Origin of the sequence: Knoellia sp. p5-6-4 (genome assembly GCF_029222705.1) — a bacterium.
Lineage (GTDB): Bacteria > Actinomycetota > Actinomycetes > Actinomycetales > Dermatophilaceae > Pedococcus_A.
The window spans coordinates 360,060-375,128 of sequence record NZ_JARGZF010000001.1 but is presented as its reverse complement, the minus strand read 5'-3'; the positions used below and the strand labels follow the sequence as shown (position 1 = coordinate 375,128).

The 15,069-nt window shown below is 70.0% G+C and carries 20 protein-coding genes; 6 read left to right on the top strand and 14 right to left on the bottom strand.

All coding sequences use genetic code 11. The features are described 5' to 3' along the window. Positions 1–29: 29 nt before the first annotated feature. From P2F65_RS01850 to P2F65_RS01835, 4 genes are all read right to left on the bottom strand, one after another. Complete coding sequence (locus P2F65_RS01850) at positions 30–1,316, bottom strand: RNA polymerase sigma factor (RefSeq protein WP_275803584.1); 1,287 nt, start codon at positions 1,314–1,316, stop codon at positions 30–32. Then, positions 1,313–1,669: a YciI family protein gene (locus P2F65_RS01845; RefSeq protein WP_275803582.1), complete on the bottom strand. Its 357-nt coding sequence runs from the start codon at positions 1,667–1,669 to the stop codon at positions 1,313–1,315. The genes P2F65_RS01850 and P2F65_RS01845 overlap by 4 nt, the downstream gene beginning before the upstream one ends. 118 nt (positions 1,670–1,787) lie before the next feature. After that, a complete protein-coding gene (locus P2F65_RS01840) occupies positions 1,788–2,156 on the bottom strand; it encodes a bleomycin resistance protein (protein ID WP_275803580.1) in 369 nt (122 codons plus the stop codon). A gap of 119 nt (positions 2,157–2,275) precedes the next feature. After that, complete coding sequence (locus tag P2F65_RS01835) at positions 2,276–2,647, bottom strand: NYN domain-containing protein (protein ID WP_275803578.1); 372 nt, start codon at positions 2,645–2,647, stop codon at positions 2,276–2,278. Positions 2,648–2,787: 140 nt separating this feature from the next. Between P2F65_RS01835 and P2F65_RS01830 the strand changes: the two genes are divergently transcribed. Continuing rightward, entirely contained in the window at positions 2,788–3,129 is a 342-nt protein-coding gene (locus P2F65_RS01830) for a DUF2200 domain-containing protein (protein ID WP_275803576.1), read from the top strand. A 106-nt stretch (positions 3,130–3,235) separates the two neighbouring features. Here the strand turns inward: P2F65_RS01830 and P2F65_RS01825 are convergent, their stop codons facing one another. Beyond that, the gene (locus tag P2F65_RS01825; protein ID WP_275803574.1) at positions 3,236–4,603 is read right to left on the bottom strand and encodes an AMP-binding protein; all 1,368 of its coding nucleotides are present in this window, start codon (positions 4,601–4,603) and stop codon (positions 3,236–3,238) included. A gap of 114 nt (positions 4,604–4,717) precedes the next feature. On the opposite strand from P2F65_RS01825, the gene P2F65_RS01820 reads away from it, so the two are divergent. Then, the gene (locus P2F65_RS01820) at positions 4,718–5,464 is read left to right on the top strand and encodes a hypothetical protein (RefSeq protein ID WP_275803572.1); all 747 of its coding nucleotides are present in this window, start codon (positions 4,718–4,720) and stop codon (positions 5,462–5,464) included. Positions 5,465–5,466: 2 nt separating this feature from the next. Here P2F65_RS01820 and P2F65_RS01815 read toward each other — a convergent pair whose 3' ends face one another. Both P2F65_RS01815 and P2F65_RS01810 read right to left on the bottom strand, forming a co-directional pair. Then, a complete protein-coding gene (locus P2F65_RS01815; protein WP_275803570.1) occupies positions 5,467–5,595 on the bottom strand; it encodes a hypothetical protein in 129 nt (42 codons plus the stop codon). Between the two features lie 101 nt (positions 5,596–5,696). Continuing rightward, the gene (locus tag P2F65_RS01810) at positions 5,697–5,822 is read right to left on the bottom strand and encodes a hypothetical protein (protein WP_275803568.1); all 126 of its coding nucleotides are present in this window, start codon (positions 5,820–5,822) and stop codon (positions 5,697–5,699) included. Between the two features lie 296 nt (positions 5,823–6,118). Here P2F65_RS01810 and P2F65_RS01805 point away from each other — a divergent pair, with 296 nt between their 5' ends. Further along, positions 6,119–6,709 carry a hypothetical protein gene (locus P2F65_RS01805; protein ID WP_275803566.1) on the top strand — a complete coding sequence of 197 codons (591 nt, stop codon included), beginning with the start codon at positions 6,119–6,121 and terminating at the stop codon, positions 6,707–6,709. 62 nt (positions 6,710–6,771) lie between these two features. On the opposite strand, the gene glnA is transcribed toward P2F65_RS01805, so the two are convergent. After that, positions 6,772–8,196 carry a type I glutamate--ammonia ligase gene (gene glnA / locus P2F65_RS01800; RefSeq protein ID WP_275803564.1) on the bottom strand — a complete coding sequence of 475 codons (1,425 nt, stop codon included), beginning with the start codon at positions 8,194–8,196 and terminating at the stop codon, positions 6,772–6,774. Positions 8,197–8,421: 225 nt separating this feature from the next. Between glnA and P2F65_RS01795 the strand changes: the two genes are divergently transcribed. Beyond that, complete coding sequence (locus P2F65_RS01795; protein WP_275803562.1) at positions 8,422–8,895, top strand: RDD family protein; 474 nt, start codon at positions 8,422–8,424, stop codon at positions 8,893–8,895. 63 nt (positions 8,896–8,958) lie between these two features. Here the strand turns inward: P2F65_RS01795 and P2F65_RS01790 are convergent, their stop codons facing one another. Beyond that, positions 8,959–9,555, bottom strand: coding sequence for a helix-turn-helix transcriptional regulator (locus tag P2F65_RS01790; RefSeq protein ID WP_275803560.1), 597 nt, complete (start codon positions 9,553–9,555; stop codon positions 8,959–8,961). A 3-nt stretch (positions 9,556–9,558) separates the two neighbouring features. Then, on the bottom strand, positions 9,559–10,434 hold the full coding sequence (locus tag P2F65_RS01785) for a DUF4097 family beta strand repeat-containing protein (protein ID WP_275803558.1): 876 nt from the start codon (positions 10,432–10,434) through the stop codon (positions 9,559–9,561). A gap of 179 nt (positions 10,435–10,613) precedes the next feature. Between P2F65_RS01785 and P2F65_RS01780 the strand changes: the two genes are divergently transcribed. Then, on the top strand, positions 10,614–11,444 hold the full coding sequence (locus P2F65_RS01780) for a hypothetical protein (protein ID WP_275803555.1): 831 nt from the start codon (positions 10,614–10,616) through the stop codon (positions 11,442–11,444). Positions 11,445–11,454: 10 nt separating this feature from the next. On the opposite strand, the gene P2F65_RS01775 is transcribed toward P2F65_RS01780, so the two are convergent. Both P2F65_RS01775 and lipA read right to left on the bottom strand, forming a co-directional pair. Beyond that, positions 11,455–12,189, bottom strand: coding sequence for a DUF4191 domain-containing protein (locus P2F65_RS01775; protein WP_275803554.1), 735 nt, complete (start codon positions 12,187–12,189; stop codon positions 11,455–11,457). A 20-nt stretch (positions 12,190–12,209) separates the two neighbouring features. Next, the gene (lipA, locus tag P2F65_RS01770; protein ID WP_275803552.1) at positions 12,210–13,220 is read right to left on the bottom strand and encodes a lipoyl synthase; all 1,011 of its coding nucleotides are present in this window, start codon (positions 13,218–13,220) and stop codon (positions 12,210–12,212) included. A gap of 181 nt (positions 13,221–13,401) precedes the next feature. On the opposite strand from lipA, the gene P2F65_RS01765 reads away from it, so the two are divergent. Further along, positions 13,402–13,755, top strand: coding sequence for a tetratricopeptide repeat protein (locus tag P2F65_RS01765; protein WP_275803550.1), 354 nt, complete (start codon positions 13,402–13,404; stop codon positions 13,753–13,755). Here the strand turns inward: P2F65_RS01765 and P2F65_RS01760 are convergent. Together P2F65_RS01760 and lipB are read right to left on the bottom strand one after the other, a co-directional pair. Continuing rightward, entirely contained in the window at positions 13,706–14,368 is a 663-nt protein-coding gene (locus P2F65_RS01760) for a hypothetical protein (RefSeq protein WP_275803548.1), read from the bottom strand. The two genes, P2F65_RS01765 and P2F65_RS01760, sit on opposite strands and share 50 nt — an antisense overlap. A gap of 36 nt (positions 14,369–14,404) precedes the next feature. Beyond that, entirely contained in the window at positions 14,405–15,040 is a 636-nt protein-coding gene (lipB, locus tag P2F65_RS01755; RefSeq protein WP_275803546.1) for a lipoyl(octanoyl) transferase LipB, read from the bottom strand. Positions 15,041–15,069 lie beyond the last annotated feature (29 nt).

Here is a 15,069-nt window from a genome sequence, read left to right as displayed (position 1 = left end):
GTCGCGCTGGGCGCTCCGCCGGACGCTGGTCAGCGCTCGTCCAGGCGCTCGGCCAGGAACGCCTTCTCGGCCTCGTTCCTCGTGAGCTCGAACGCCCTTCGGTATGCCGCGGCCGCATCTTCCGAGCGCCCTTGGCGTTGCAGGAGGTCGGCCCTGACGGTGTGGAGGTACTGGTAGGAGTCGAGCGCGCCGTCCCGTTCGAGCTCGTCGATCTCGGCCAGCGCCCGGGCCGGTCCCGCGACCTCCGCGACGGCGACTGCGCGGTTCAACGCCACGACCGGTGACGGCCACACCGACAGCAGCGCGTCGTAGAGGCGCACGATCTGCGGCCAGTCCGTGTCGTCGAAGGACTCGGCCTGCGCATGAAGGGAGGCGATGGCGGCCTGCAGCACGAACCGGCCCGTCGGGCCACCGCGGAGCCCGTCGACGATCAGGTCATGTGCCTCGGCGATCGCGGACCGGTCCCACCGCGAACGGTCCTGCTCCGCGAGCCGCACCAGCCGTCCCTGCTCGTCCACCCGCGTGCTTCGTCGGGCGTTGGTGACGAGCAGCAGGGCCAGCAGCCCCTGCACCTCACGCTCGTCGGGCACGAGCTCGCGGAGCATCCGCGCCAGGTGGATGGCCTCGTTCATGAGGTCTGTGCGCACCAGGGAGGCGCCCGACGGTGCGGTGTGGCCGATGGTGAAGAGCACATGGATGACGCCCAGCACCGCGCGGAGACGGTGGGGCAGCTCCGCGGGGCTCGGCACGCGGTAGGGGATGCGCGCAGCCGCGATCTTCTTCTTGGCGCGGGTGAGCCGCGCGCCCATCGTCGGCTCGGACACCAGGAACGCTCGGGCGATGTCGGCCGTCGAGATCCCGCACACCAGCCGCAGGGTCAGCGCGAGCTGCGCCTCCTGCGCCAGCGCGGGGTGGCAGCAGAGGAAGACCAGCCGGAGCCGTTCGTCTGGCACGTGGGCGGTCAGCTCGTCCGTGTGCCGTTCATCGGTATGCCGTGGTGCCGGCTCCTCGGGACCCGCTGCTGCGGTGCCTTCCGGCACCACGAGCAGGGGGAGCTTCGAGCGCAGGACGTGGCCTCGGCGTCCCACGTCGATCGCCCGCCGCTTCGCCGCGGTGGTCAGCCAGCCGACCGGGTTCTGGGGAGGGCCATCACGCGGCCACGCGGCCAGGGCCGCGGCATACGCCTCCTGGACGCACTCCTCGGCGACGTCGAGGTCGCCTGTGACGCGCACCGTCGCGGCGAGCACCAGCGCCCAGCCGCGACGGTGCGCATCAGCGACCGCTGTCGCTACGGCATCCGGGTCGGCACCGCTCACCCGGCCACCGGTTCCCGCACGAAGCTGCCTGCGACAGGTCGGACCTCGACCCCGCCGCCCTGGCGGGTGACGGGGTTGCGACCGGCGATCGCCAGTGCCGCGTCGAGGTCGGGTGCCTCGATGATGTAGAACCCGGCCACCACCTCCTTGGCCTCCACGAACGGGCCGTCGGTGATCGCGTCGCCTCGGATCGACGTCGCGGTGGCACGCGACTCCAGCGCGAAGGCGGCCGTCATGCAGCCGGCCTCCTCGAGCTCCTGCGCGTGGCTCTGGTGGAGGTCCAGCTCCTCCTGCGACGGCTCCTCGCGGTGCGCCGCGTCCGCCGCATAGATGAGGACGGCGTACTGAGCCATGGTGTTCTCCTTGTCGGTCTGTCTCTCGTCCTTGCACCTCTTTGTCGAACGGGATCGACGATTTCGACAGCCCTCGCCTGCACTGTCCAGAGGTCCGAGGCTGCGGGGTGTGCCGGAGTCACGTGCCGGGGTTCGCAACCAGGCGCAGGAGGGTGGCGTCCAGGTCGATGAGCGCTCCGATGCGCAACCCCGACTCCTCCAGTCTGGGCGGATGCAGTCGCGGCCAGCCCTGGGTCGTGACGGGCAGGCCCGCTGCCGCACACGTCTCGTAGAACGCGTCGACGTCGTCGAGTCGCAGGCAGCAGCTGAAGGAGCTCGTGGCCGGGTCGAGCTCGGGGAACGGGAAGAACTCGAGGGTTGCGCCCTCCCTGGTGAGGATCAACCAGCCGTTGTCGCCATACTCCTCGACGAATCCGAGCCGGGTGTAGAAGGCCAGCGTTGCCCGCAGATCGCGTGACGGCAGGTTCGGTGTCGCCCGGTTGGCCATGGTCGGACCGTAGGGAGGGGCACTCTTGCGGTCAAGCGCTGGGCAGCGCTCAGCGGATGGCGTCGAGCAGCATCCGGATCGACGCCGAACCGCGCGATGAACGCGGAAGGCTGCCCCGATCACAACTGGTCGAGCAGCCAGCGCGGGCTCCTGCTGCTGGCGCCGCACCCCTCGACGCTGTCGCGCAGCCCCCGGTCGGCGGTGACCACGGTGACGCCGCGCCCGTCACCGAGCGCCAGCTGCCTCTTCACCTCGTCAACGATCGCGTCGTCGCCCGAGCCATCTGCGTGAACGGTTCGTACGTGTCCGACGTGGCCCGCCCGCGGCCCACGCCTTGCGTCGCCCTCGAGGACCAGCACGACCTCGTCGTGGGCCAGATCGGTGGCCGAAAGGCGCTCATGCAGCCGACGGGCTGCACCGGCCCGGTCACGCCACCAGCCGTCGGGACGACTCCCCACGACATTGGCCCCGTCGACGATCAGAACCTCCACCTGCCAAGCGTATTGAGCGGCCGTCGCGCAGAGCGGTTGGCCGTCGGGATTGCGACAGTCAGACGTGACCGCCCGGGGGCGAAGCGGGCTCCGTGGTTCCACCCCTGAGCCTGTTGTCGGCGAGGCACTACGCTCACCGCATGAGCCGGATCTTCACCACCAGCTTCGCGTCGGTGTATCCCCACTACGTGACGAAGGTCGAGAAGAAGGGGCGCACGAAGGCGGAACTGGATCAGGTGATCGAGTGGCTGACTGGTTTCGACGAGTCAGCACTGAGTGGTCATCTGGCCGCGGGCACGACCTTCGAGGACTTCTTCGCCGATGCACGGCTCAACCCGCAGGCGTCGATGATCACCGGGGTGGTGTGTGGTGTGCGCGTCGAGGACGTCGAGGATCCTCTGATGCAGAAGATTCGCTACCTGGACAAGCTGGTCGATGAGCTTGCCAAGGGCAGGCCGATGGACAGGGTCCTGAGGGCGTGAGCGTCTTCGGAGGGGCAAGGTCCCCCGTGATGGCCCCGCGTCGCTAGGTAGTGGCCCCGGCCGCCGCCCGGGTGAGCTCAGGGCACAACCTGGCCCCCGCGGCCGTTCAGGGGGCCCATACCTGCCGGAACTTGCCGCTCCGAGCGTCGACGGCAGGAGGGTCATGAGATCGTTCGACTGCGACCCCGGACGCCCCGTGGGCCGCGAGAAACTGCGTCAACCGTGCCACCACGGCATGCCACACCTCGTCCGAATCGGCGTCCTGCCGGGTGTCGAGCCGCACGGTCAGCGTTCTGGGGCCCGTGCCGAGAGCCTGGAAGCGGTGCACCCCGGGCGTCTCCTCCACCACTGCTCCCAGCGCGAGAGGCAGGATTCTGACGGCGCGGCCGTCCGGCGACTGGAAGGTCAGCACGTCGTTCGTCCGACCCTCGACTTTCACCGCGGGCAGTACGCTGCCGCAGGGACAGGGGGTCGTCGAGACTTCGACGCGGTCGCCGAGGTCGTAACGGATCAAGGGCTGCACCAGGTTCGCCAGGTTGGTGACGAGAACCGTGTGGGAGGTCGTGCCCGCAGGAACCGGCTGGTAGCGCTCGTCGACCGGCTCGAAGAGGTACCAGTCGGTGTTGACGTGGAACGAGCCGTGGGTGCAGCCGATGGCGAGACCAGGTGCCTCCGAGGCTGCATAGCCCTGCACGACCCGAAGGCCCTCGAAGGCGCTGTTGATCTCACGCCGGTACTCGTCCGTCATCGCTTCGCCCGCAGTGATGGCCAAGAGCGGGCTGATGCTCAGGCGCCCCGCGAGCTGCTCCTCCGCCAACAGGGCCAGCGCGCTTGGGTAGGAACTGATCAGCGTCGGCTGGTACTCGTTCAGCCCGGCGACGAGTTCCTCCACTGGCCGGAGCACCGAGAGCACGCGAATCCGTCGCGCAAGGATGGGGCTGCGCCGGCGGACGCTTTCGGCGAGCACGACCCCGGCGTAGTGGCCGCCCGTGGCGAAGAGGACGGTCGAGCGCAGGCCGTGCCGGGCCAAGACGGGCATGAGACGCCACGTCTGCAGGGCGCGCCGGGCGCGGAGGCGGGCCACGACCTGCAGCACCTGCCACGATGCGCGGTCGTGCAGCACCACTGCGGGCTCCCCGGTGGTCCCTGAGGTGGTGAAGACGTGGTAGCGGCCCAGATAGGGGCTGCCGACCAGCGAGAGGTCGGGAAGGAAGTCCCGCCTCAGCCCCGCCAAGGTGACCTCGGGATCCGTGACCCAGGCGTCGAAGTGCGCCATGAGGTCCCGCTTGGTTACCGGCGGCAACAGATACGGGTCCGCGACTCGCGCCGGCAGCCCCTCGTACAGCGAACGGTAGTACGGCGAGGCCGTGCGTGCGTGATGGACGAGCCGGTGCAAGCGCTCGCCCTGCAGTTGCCGAACGGTGGTCTCCCCGCCGCGTTCGGCTCGGAGGGTCTCCCACAGCGTCTTGAGCATGTCCACCCCCAAGCAGGGCCTCCCCCCACACGCTAAGGCATTGCTGCTCGTCGGGCAGTTCTCACTTCCCGCGGATGATGTGCGGGGGTCAACCTCCGACGCACCTTGTCTGTCGTGATGTTCGACTGGTACCAGCGCTATCTGGTCGACACCGGCAGGTCGGCCATGCTGTGGCTCCTCTTAGGGTTCGTGTTCACGTATGCCGTCACCCGGTGGGTCACGTTGCGGATCCGTTCGCGGACGGGGAGGGAGTCCGGACAGCAAGGCACCGCAGTCAAGGACGTCTACATCGGCGGTGTCCACGTCCACCACCAGGTCTGGGGAATCCTGCTGGTGCTGGTGACGGGCATGCTGGAGTTCCGGTTCAGTCCGTCTTCTCCGTGGCACGAGGTGCTCAGCGTCCTCTTCGGCGCGGGCGCGGCACTCGCCCTCGACGAGTTCGCTCTGTGGCTGTATCTCAAGGACGTCTACTGGACCGAGGAGGGGCGCAAGTCCATCGACGCGGTCATGGTGGCCGGGGTGGTGGGCCTGGCTCTTCTCGCGGGCACGTCGCCGTTCGGCGTAGAACCGGGCTCTGTGGAGGCTCAGGGCCTGGTCATCAGCTCGCTCGGCGTGGTCATCCACATCTCGTACACGATCATCTGTCTGCTGAAAGGAAAGCTGGCCACCGGACTCATCAGTCTTCCGGTGCCACTGGTCGCCCTCGTCGGTGCGCTGCGTCTGGCCAAGCCGGAGTCCTTCTGGGCCCGGCGCTTCTACTCCGAGCGGAAGAGGGCGAAGTCTGAGGAGCGGTTCGGCGCCCGCTACCTTGCCCGTCGGGAGCGGCTGCGGAGCCTCGTCTCCGGTGGGAGCGGCAGGTGACCTCAGCCCCAGGTGTCGAAGGCCACGATGCTTCCCACAGGCTGAAGGTCGTGCTGGAGCTGCTCGTCGGAGCGGTGGTTGAGGTAACGGCCGTCCGAGCTGGTCCACTCGCGGTTGCTCGTGTGGCCCACACGCCGATTGCGACCGTCCCACCGGGTCGGACCACCCGGGCAAGCTCTTGGACCGCCAGTGGGAAACCGTTTCCGGGCAGGTGCATCAGCGTGCTCATGGATTAGGCGGCGTCGAAGGCGTTGTCGTCGAAGGGAAGAGCCACCGCCGAGGCCTCGACCCCATCGAGTCCCAAGTCGCGGCAGGTCTGCACGGCCACGGACGACAAGTCGACTCCGGCGTCAGACATGCCATCTCGACGAGCGAGACCCCTCGTTCCCGGCCGCCATCCAGTGGGTAGCGAGGAGCGGTAGGTCGCGGCTGTCGACAAGGCCCATCGTCAGCAAGCGGCCGTCAGCTCGGGGTCCTTGCCCAAGAGCTTCAGTTCGATCCGAGCTTCCGCGGGGTTCACGTCGTCAGCCTGCCGCGGAACCGGCCACTGTGGCAGCCGAGCTCCCGAGCGGTTCTGATCGGAGCATGCCGTGTCACGAGACCGAGATTGGCCTTCGCGGCTTGTGAGCGCGTTCGGAACCATCGTGGGGCAACATGCACGACGATGGCGTGGTGTCAGGTTCGCTGCCGGAGTTCGTCGCGCTGTGGTTCGGGTCCTCGAACGAGGGCTTGGAACCGCGGGCGATGGTCGAGCCTCTCCTCTCCTTCAATGCTGTTCCCTCGGAACCATGGAGAGATGGGGAAGTCGAGGTTCTGGTGGTCGAGAACCAAGGGGTGTGGCTGTGGGGGCGTCGCCCGGATGGCAGATTCGTCGAGCGGGAGAACGAGCCCGACGCGTCCTGGCGTGATATCGAGGAGGACGGTGAGGCGTTCTGGCTGCATCACGCCGGCTTCGAGGCGGTGTGGGCCTTGCCCGCCCATCGCAGCGCGCAGGAGTTCGGCACGGACGCGGTTCGGCGTCTGGAGGAGCTCACCAGCTCTCTGCCCTGCGCTGAGTGGAGCTGGCCAGGCACGAGGCAGCGGATCAGGGTGCGGGATCGGACGGTCCTGATGATCTGTGCAGTCGAGCAGGCGCACTGGGTTGTGGCCTCTGCACCGTCCGAGGCTGACCTTGGCTGGCTCGATGCTCTGGACCTGCGCTGGGACGAGCAGGACTCCCGCGTGCCAACGCGAAACGGCGGCTGACGCTGCGGGACGTCCGTAGACGTTCGCAGGCCAGCCGCCGTTTCTGCCTCGCTGACGCTCGGCTAGATGTCGAAGTACATCTCGAACTCGTGCGGGTGCGGGCGGAAGCGGATCGGGTCGACCTCGTTCTTGCGCTTCCACTCGATCCAGGCCTCGATGAGGTCCTCCGTGAACACGTCGCCCTGGAGCAGGAACTCGTGGTCGGCCTCGAGCGCGTTCAGCACCTCGGGCAGCGAGCCGGGCACTTGCTCGATGGCGGCGTGCTCCTCCGGCGGCAGCTCGTAGAGGTCCTTGTCCACGGGCTCCGGCGGCTCGATGCGGTTGCGGATGCCGTCGAGGCCGGCCATGAGCTGCGCGGCGAAGCACAGGTACGGGTTGGACGACGGGTCCGGCACGCGGAACTCGATGCGCTTGGCCTTGGGGGAACTGCCCGTGATCGGGATGCGCACGCAGGCAGACCGGTTGCGGGCGGAGTACACCAGGTTGACGGGCGCCTCGTAGCCGGGCACCAGGCGGTGGTAGCTGTTGACCGTCGGGTTGGTGAAGGCCAGCAGGGCGGGGGCGTGCTTCAGCAGGCCGCCGATGTACCAGCGGGCGAGGTCCGAGAGGCCGCCGTAGCCGCGCTCGTCGTAGAACAGCGGCTCGCCGTCCTTCCAGAGCGACTGGTGGGTGTGCATGCCCGAGCCGTTGTCACCGAAGATCGGCTTCGGCATGAAGGTCGCCGTCTTGCCGAACTCCCAGGCGGTGTTCTTGATGACGTACTTGAACTTCATGATGTCGTCGCCGGACTGCAGCAGGGTGTTGAACCTGTAGTTGATCTCCTGCTGGCCCGCGGTGCCCACCTCGTGGTGCGAGCGCTCGACCTCGAGGCCGACCTCGGCGAGGTTGAGACACATCTTGTCGCGGATGTCGGCGAAGTGGTCAACCGGCGGGACGGGGAAGTAGCCGCCCTTGAAGCGGGTCTTGTAGCCGCGGTTGCCGCCCTCCTCCTCGCGACCGCTGTTCCAAGCGGCCTCGATGGAGTCGATGTAGTAGTAGCTGGCGTTCGCCTTGGTCTCGAAGCGGACGTCGTCGAAGACGTAGAACTCGGCCTCGGCGCCGAAGTACGCGGTGTCGGCGATGCCGGTCGACTTCAGGTAGGCCTCCGCCTTGGCGGCGATGTTGCGCGGGTCGCGGCTGTAGGAGTCACCGGTGAACGGGTCGACGATGGAGAAGTTCATGACGAGCGTCTTCTCCTTGCGGAACGGGTCCACAAAGCCGGTGCGCACGTCGGGGACGAGCTTCATGTCGGACTCGTGGATCGCCTGGAAGCCGCGGATCGAGGAGCCGTCGAACATCTGGCCGTTGGTGAAGAAGTCCTTGTCGACACTGTGGGCAGGCACGTTGAAGTGCTGCATCACGCCCGGCAGGTCGCAGAAACGGATATCGACGAACTTGACGTCCTCGTCCTTGATGAACGAGAGGACCTCGTCAGCGTTGCTGAACATCTAGCCTCCTGTGAAGGGGCGGCGGGAAGCCACCCGGTGCGTCGCGACCCACCGTAACGGCCGCGGGTTTCCCACCCATGACCCAAATGTTTCGCCGGTGTTACGGAAAGACCGTCTCACGATCTGGATGGCGGCGCTCACTCACCGGACTTGAGCGCGGCACAGGGTCGCGCCCGCGGCATACCGGCCGGGGCTCGTCACAGGGTCACGAACTAGGCTGGCCACGTGGTGGATCGCAAGGACATCGGCTCCTGGCTCGAGGGCCCGGGCTCGCGGGCGCCGGAGAGCGCCGAGTACCCGGGTGAGCGCCTCGGTCTCGCGCGCGAGGGCGCCGGATCCATCGGCCGCGTCGGGCGACGCGTGCTCGGGGTCCTCATCGACTGGACCCTGTGCACCCTCATCGCGTTCGGCCTGTTCGACGTGCCGCTGCCCTTCACGGACACTGCCGACGGCGGCGCGTGGATCACGCTGGCGGTCTTCGCCGTCGAGAACCTCCTCCTCGTCGGCACCCTCGGCTTCACCATCGGCCACCGCGTGGTCGGCCTGCAGGTCCGCAGCATCAACGGCGCCGCCGCGCGCCCCGTGCAGGTGCTCGTCCGCACCGTGCTGCTGTGCCTCTTCCTCCCGGCGATGTTCTGGGACCGCGACGGACGCGGGCTGCACGACAAGGCCGCCGGCACCGTCATCGTGCGGCTCTGATCGACCGCCCTCCGAGGGTATGCCGCGTGGCGGCATCGCTCGGCACCCCTCGGCGGCGCACCGTCAGTGCCGGCGCACCACCTCCTGGATGCGGCGTGACGCGTCGGACAGGATGTCGACGACCTCCCGGCCCTGCTCGGAGGTGAGCCCGTACTGCCGCCAGGCCCGCCGGGCCTCCTCGCGCAACTCGGCAACGGCCGCCTCGACCTCCTGGCGCACCGACGGGGCCGACCCGCGCCACGCGTCGGCGCCACCGGCCGGGGTGGCGGTGCTCCGCGCGTGGCGGGCGGCCTCCTTCAGCTCCGTGCGCAGGTCGCTGCTCTGGCTGCTCACCCGCGACCGGACCTGCTCGGCGAGCTCGTGGACGGAGTGGTCGAGGTCGCTCTCGAGCGTGGCGAGCTCCTCGGCCCGCGCGGAGACCTCGGCGCGTCCGGCGTCGGTGATGCGGTAGACGGCCTTGCGGCCCTCGTCGGAGCGCTCGACCAGGCCTTCCTCCTCGAGCTTGGCGAGGCGCGGGTAGACCGTGCCCGCGCTCGGCGTGTAGAGACCGTTGAACCGCTGCTCGAGGTCCTGGATGACCTCGTAGCCGTGCCGTGGCCCTTCGTTGAGCAGGGCCAGCAGGTAGAGCCGTAGCTGGCCGTGGGCGAAGACCGGGCTCATTCGTCAGACCGCCTGCTCGCCGGTGGTGCCGAACTCGCCCAGGCCGCTCCCACCCGTGGCCGGGCCGCGCGCTGCCCTGAGCACCACGACGTTGCCCGTGACCGCGTTGGCCCTCAGGCGCAGCGCGCCGTCGCCGTCGGTCAGCTGCCCACCGGCGGCGTACGGACCGTGCCGCAGCTCACGGCCGTCGACGACGACCTGGCCGCCGGGCGAGGTGGCCCGCACGTCGTAGCCGCCGATGGGGGAGCGCACCGTCACGTCGCCGGACACCGACGTCGACGAGATGCTCGCCGTCCCGTTGAGCATGTCGAGCGCGACGTCGCCGCTGACCGTGTGGATGCTGACGTCGGGCAGGTCGCTGCGCTGCGCCGTCACCGAGCCGGAGACGGAGTTCACAGACAGGGGACCTTTCAGCCGGCTGCACTCCACGGCGCCGCTGACGGTGTTGACGGAGGCTGCGCCGGTGAGGTCGTCGAGGGTGAGCGAGCCGGAGACCGTGTTGGTCCTGACCGCGGCCCGAACGCCCGCGACCAGGGCGTCGGCGCTGACCGTGCTGACGGTCGCCGTCGCCTCCTGCGGTATGGAGACGCTGACGACGACCCGGTTGTGGTCGATGCCCTCGACGGTCTGGCGCACCCGGTCGACGACGCCAAGGTCGCTGTCCGGCCCGTGCGTGATCCTCAGCATCGAGCCGTCCCAGCGCACCAGCACCGGCTGTCCCACGACCTCCAGGACCTCGACCCGGGCGGTGGGGGAGTCGTCGTGGGTGACGACGTCGACCCGCCCGCCAACGATGCCCACCTTGAGGGCTCGGACCTGCTCACCGTCCCCACCGATGTCGAGGACCCGCGGGCCCTCCACGCTCCACTTCTCCGGCATGGTCTGCTCCTGTCTCCGATCGCGCTATATCGCGTTTCCTGACACGTTATATCGCGTTCTCGGCTGATGCAAGGGTCTTGGCGGTGCGCAGTGCTGTAGCGCGCTGGCCCCGAGGTCAGTACCCCCGGGCGCGCTGGGAGACTGCGGGCATGTCGCAACAAGCGCCGAGGATCGCCGTCGTGAACTCGCTCGCATACGCCGAGCACGACCCGGAGGCCCCGCTGGTCGTCGAGGCCCTGCGCGAGGCGGGGGCTCGCGCCGACCTCCACGCGTGGGACGCGACGGTCGACTGGACCGGCTACGCCCTCGTGGTCGTCCGCTCGCCCTGGGACTACTTCGACCACCTCGACCGGTTCCTGCGCTGGGTCGATGAGGTCGCCGCCGCGACACGAATCGTCAACCCCGCCAGCGTGATCCGGTGGAACTCGCACAAGGGCTACCTGGCCGAGATGGGGGAGCGGGGCGTGCCGGTGCTGCCCACGATCCTGCTGGCCGGCGGCACCACCGACGCGGCCGAGCGGCTCGCCGACTGCGGCTGGGCCGACGTGGTCGTCAAGCCCGCCGTCGACGGTGGTGCGCGGCAGGCGCTGCGGGCCGACCCGTGCTCGCCGGGGGCCGCCGCTCACGTCGAGCGCCTCGTCGCCGGGGGTGACGTCGTCGTGCAGCCCTACGCGCCGCAGATCGAGGTCGGCGAGACGTCGCTGCTCTTCTTCGGCGGCGCGTTCTCCCACGCCGTGCGCAAGGTGCCGGCCGAGGGCGACTACCGGGTGCAGGCCCACCACGGCGGCACCGAGCACCCGCACGCGCCGAGCGCGGCCGAGCTCGAGACCGCCCGCCGTGCCATGGGGTGCGCGCCGGGACCCCTCACGTACGCCCGCGTCGACCTCATCGACGTCGACGGCGTTCCGACGCTCATGGAGCTCGAGGTCATCGAGCCCGACCTGTTCCTCCGCCGCGACGACCGGGCGCTTGGCCGGTTCGCCGACGCGGTGCTCGCCGAGCTCAGCTAGAGAAGCGGCCTCAGCGGCCGCGCATCGCCTTGCGGTCGACGCGGGCACGCATCGGGTCCATGCCGGCGGGCACCGGGAGCCGGACGCCGCCGAGGGACTTCAGCCGCTTGTTGACGACCGAGACCTCCTGCTTGGTGAGCACCGGCTTCATGCGCTGGACCTTGCCCGACAGCTTGCGCACCGGCACCTGGCCCTCGCCGTCTCCGACGGTCAGCAGGTGGACGGGCACGCCGGGGGCCACGCGGGCGGTCTTCTTGCGCTCGGCCTCGAGCAGGCGGGTGACGCGGCCCTGCGGACCCTCGCCGACCAGCACGATGCCCGGGCGGCCGACGGCGCGGAAGACGAAGGCCGCGCCGGTCATGTCCTCGGGCCGGGTGCCGCGGGCGCCGTCGAGGGCCACCGGCTGCTGTTCGAAGAACCAGCCGCGGCGCAGCGCGCCGAGGGCGGCGCCGGCGGCACCCGGCTGCCCCTCGATGGCGCTGTAGGCGGCCCGCTCGGCGCGGCGGCTCATGGTGATGGTCGCCGCGAGCACCGCCAGCGGCAGGCCGAGGATCAGCGCGTAGACCCAGTGGCCCACCAGGACGCCGATGCCGACGACCACCGCGAGGGTGGCGACGAACGCGAGCAGCATCCACCAGCCGATCAGCCGGTCGACCCGGCGGGCCGCCATGAACACCTGGCGGATCTGTCCGGCGCGCCCCTGCTTCTTGGGCGCGGTCGACTGCTGCTTCTCCTTGCGGGCCATGAGGGTCAGGATACGGGTCGTCAGCCGCGCGCCACCAACGAGGCCGCCTCCTGGCGGGCCGGGCCGTCGGCCTTGGTCGCGAGGTGCTGGAGGTGCTCCGGGATGGGCCTGCCCCACCGGGTCATGGCCTGGGCGTAGAGACGGCCCGCGCGGTAGGACGAGCGCACCAGCGGTCCGGCCATGACGCCCTTGAAGCCGATCTCCTCGGCGAGGTCGCTCCAGTGCACGAACTCCTCGGGCTTGACCCACCGGTCGATCGGGTGGTGCAGCTTCGAGGGGCGCAGGTACTGGGTGATGGTGAGGATGTCGCAGCCGGCGTCGTGCAGGTCGCGCATGGCCTGCTCGATCTCGTGCTCCTCCTCGCCCATGCCGAGGATGAGGTTGGACTTGGTGACCAGCTCGGCCTCACGGGCCATGCTCAGCACCTTCAGGGACTTGTCGTAGGTGAAGGCGGGACGGATCTTCTTGAAGATGCGCGGCACGGTCTCGAGGTTGTGGGCGAACACCTCGGGACGGGCGTCGAAGACCTGGCCGACGAGCTCGGGCTTGGCGCCGAAGTCGGGCGGGAGGATCTCGACCCCGGTCGTCGGGTTCTGCCGGTGGATCTCGCGGATCGTCTCGGCGTAGAGCCAGGCGGCGCCGTCGGGCTGGTCGTCGCGGGCGACGCCGGTGACGGTGGCGTAGCGCAGGTCCATCTGTGCGATCGACTCGGCGACGCGGCGGGGCTCGTCGCGGTCGAGGGGGAGCGGCCGGCCGGTGGCGATGTCGCAGAAGTCGCAGCGGCGGGTGCAGATGTCACCGCCGATGAGGAAGGTCGCCTCCCGGTCCTCCCAGCACTCGAAGATGTTGGGGCAGCCGGCCTCCTGGCACACCGTGTGCAGGCCCTCGCGCTTGACCATCGAGTGCAGCGCCGTGTACTCCGGGCCCATCTTGGCGGTGGTCCGGATCCACGACGGCTTCTTCTCGATCGGCGTCTCGGCGTTGCGCGCCTCGACGCGCAGCAGCCGACGGCCCTCGGGTGCGACAGTCACGAAGACTCCCTTGCCTTCTCCTCGGTGGTGCCCCGACAGCGGGTATGCCGTCGGGCACGGCTGTGCCCGGAGGTCACCGGGCGTCCTTCAAGAGTACGCCTGCGGGAACCGTCGCATTCCCGCGGTCTCCGCCGCCGGCATACGGGTGGAACACCGGCGGGGCCTGTGGTGTTCTGACGGCATGACCGACTCGCTGCGACTGCAGTTCGGCATGGCCGAGCTCAACTTCGAGCAGCGCAACTACCGCCAGGCCGTGGCGATCCTCGAGGGCATCATCGAGGAGGTGCCGGGCAACGCCGAGGTGCGCACACTGCTCGCGCGCTCGTACTTCCACGCCGCGATGCTCCGCAGCGCCGAGGAGCAGGCCCGGCTGCTCATCGAGCGCTCACCCGTCGACGCGTACGCGCACATCATCCTGGGCCGGTCGCTGCAGCGGCAGAGCCGTCACGACGAGGCCCTCGTCTACCTGCGCGTGGCCGCCGCGCTCACCGGGAACGACGACCTCCTGCCGCAGAGAGGTCAGCCGGGCCAGTAGGCCACGAGGAGGGCCTCGCCCGGGCACCCCACCCGCGAAAGACCGTGCGGGTGGTCAGGTCGACGGCCGGCCCGACGAGCAACGCGGTGATGACCGTCCCCGGTCCCACTGCCGCGCCCAGCGCCCAGCCGCCCAGCGCTCCGCCGGCCTGGAGCACGGTGTAGCTCCAGCGGAAGGCCAGGGGCGGGTCGAAGGCCAGCGCTGCGGCCTCAGCCGGCCCCGCCCCGGTGCGCGTCGCCAGGTAGCCGGCGACGCCGAGCGTCAGCAGGATGAACGCGGCCGCGAGCTCGGCGAAGCGCAGGGCCAGGCCCTCGGGGGAGGGCAGCACCGGGAGCATCAGGCCCACGGCGACGCCCACGACGACCGGCTGGACCAGCGTGCCGAGACCCGGGCGGGTGCCGCGGCTCCAGGCCAGGGCGATGAGGGCGACGCCGATCGCGATGTTGACCAGCGCGAAGGAGACCCCGGTGGCCAGGGACAGCCCGGAGACGAGGGAGGAGTAGCCGTCGGAACCGAGCGCGGCGTCGAGCAGCAGGGCCACTCCGGCGCCGAGGACGACACACGACAGCACCAGCTGGAGGACCCGGAAGCGCATGAGGGGTTCAACCGGCACGGGCCACGGTGTCTTCCCGAGCCACGGGGGCTGGGCTCAGGAGGGGTCGAGCACCTCTGCGAGGTGCTTCTCGGCGTAGGGGAGGACGTCCTGCACGCTGACGGTGCGTCCGGCCTCCCGGCTGATCGAGCTGACGCCGGCGTCGTCGATGCCGCACGCGATGATGTTGTCGGCCCACGAGAGGTCGGCGTCGCAGTTGAGGGCGAACCCGTGCATCGTCACCTGCCGGCTGACGCGCACGCCGATGGCGCCGAGCTTGCGGTCGGGCCCGCGGTCGTCGGCGAGCACCCACACGCCCGAACGGCCCTCGACGCGCTCGGTCTCGACCCCGAACTCGCGACAGACCCGGATCATGACCTCCTCCAGGCGCCGGACGTGGGCGACCACGTCGATCGGCACCCCGTGCAGCCGCACGATGGGGTAGCCGACGAGCTGGCCCGGGCCGTGCCACGTGATGAGGCCCCCGCGGTCGACGTCCACGACGGGGGTGCCGTCGAAGGGGCGCTGGTGGGGCTCGGTGCGCTTGCCGGCGGTGTAGACCGGCGCGTGCTCGAGCAGCAGCACGGTGTCCTCGGCGCCCGCCACGACGTCGGCGTGGACACCGCGCTGGCGCTCCCAGGCCGACAGGTAGTCCACGAAGTCGGGGGCGAAGCCGAGGTGCTCGAAACGCATGGCGTCAGCCTACGCCCCGCCAATCCGCC

Excerpts from the sequence above, each read along its gene's own strand:
- P2F65_RS01810 (WP_275803568.1), bottom strand. The coding sequence starts at position 5,822 with ATGTCTGACGCCGGAGTCGACTTGTCGTCCGTGGCCGTGCAGACCTGC.
- P2F65_RS01775 (WP_275803554.1), bottom strand. The coding sequence starts at position 12,189 with ATGGCCCGCAAGGAGAAGCAGCAGTCGACCGCGCCCAAGAAGCAGGGG.
- glnA (WP_275803564.1), bottom strand. The coding sequence starts at position 8,196 with ATGTTCAGCAACGCTGACGAGGTCCTCTCGTTCATCAAGGACGAGGAC.
- lipB (WP_275803546.1), bottom strand. The coding sequence starts at position 15,040 with ATGCGTTTCGAGCACCTCGGCTTCGCCCCCGACTTCGTGGACTACCTG.
- P2F65_RS01845 (WP_275803582.1), bottom strand. The coding sequence starts at position 1,669 with ATGGCTCAGTACGCCGTCCTCATCTATGCGGCGGACGCGGCGCACCGC.
- P2F65_RS01840 (WP_275803580.1), bottom strand. The coding sequence starts at position 2,156 with ATGGCCAACCGGGCGACACCGAACCTGCCGTCACGCGATCTGCGGGCA.
- P2F65_RS01785 (WP_275803558.1), bottom strand. The coding sequence starts at position 10,434 with ATGCCGGAGAAGTGGAGCGTGGAGGGCCCGCGGGTCCTCGACATCGGT.
- P2F65_RS01790 (WP_275803560.1), bottom strand. The coding sequence starts at position 9,555 with ATGAGCCCGGTCTTCGCCCACGGCCAGCTACGGCTCTACCTGCTGGCC.
- P2F65_RS01830 (WP_275803576.1), top strand. The coding sequence starts at position 2,788 with ATGAGCCGGATCTTCACCACCAGCTTCGCGTCGGTGTATCCCCACTAC.
- P2F65_RS01805 (WP_275803566.1), top strand. The coding sequence starts at position 6,119 with ATGCACGACGATGGCGTGGTGTCAGGTTCGCTGCCGGAGTTCGTCGCG.
- P2F65_RS01825 (WP_275803574.1), bottom strand. The coding sequence starts at position 4,603 with ATGCTCAAGACGCTGTGGGAGACCCTCCGAGCCGAACGCGGCGGGGAG.
- P2F65_RS01765 (WP_275803550.1), top strand. The coding sequence starts at position 13,402 with ATGACCGACTCGCTGCGACTGCAGTTCGGCATGGCCGAGCTCAACTTC.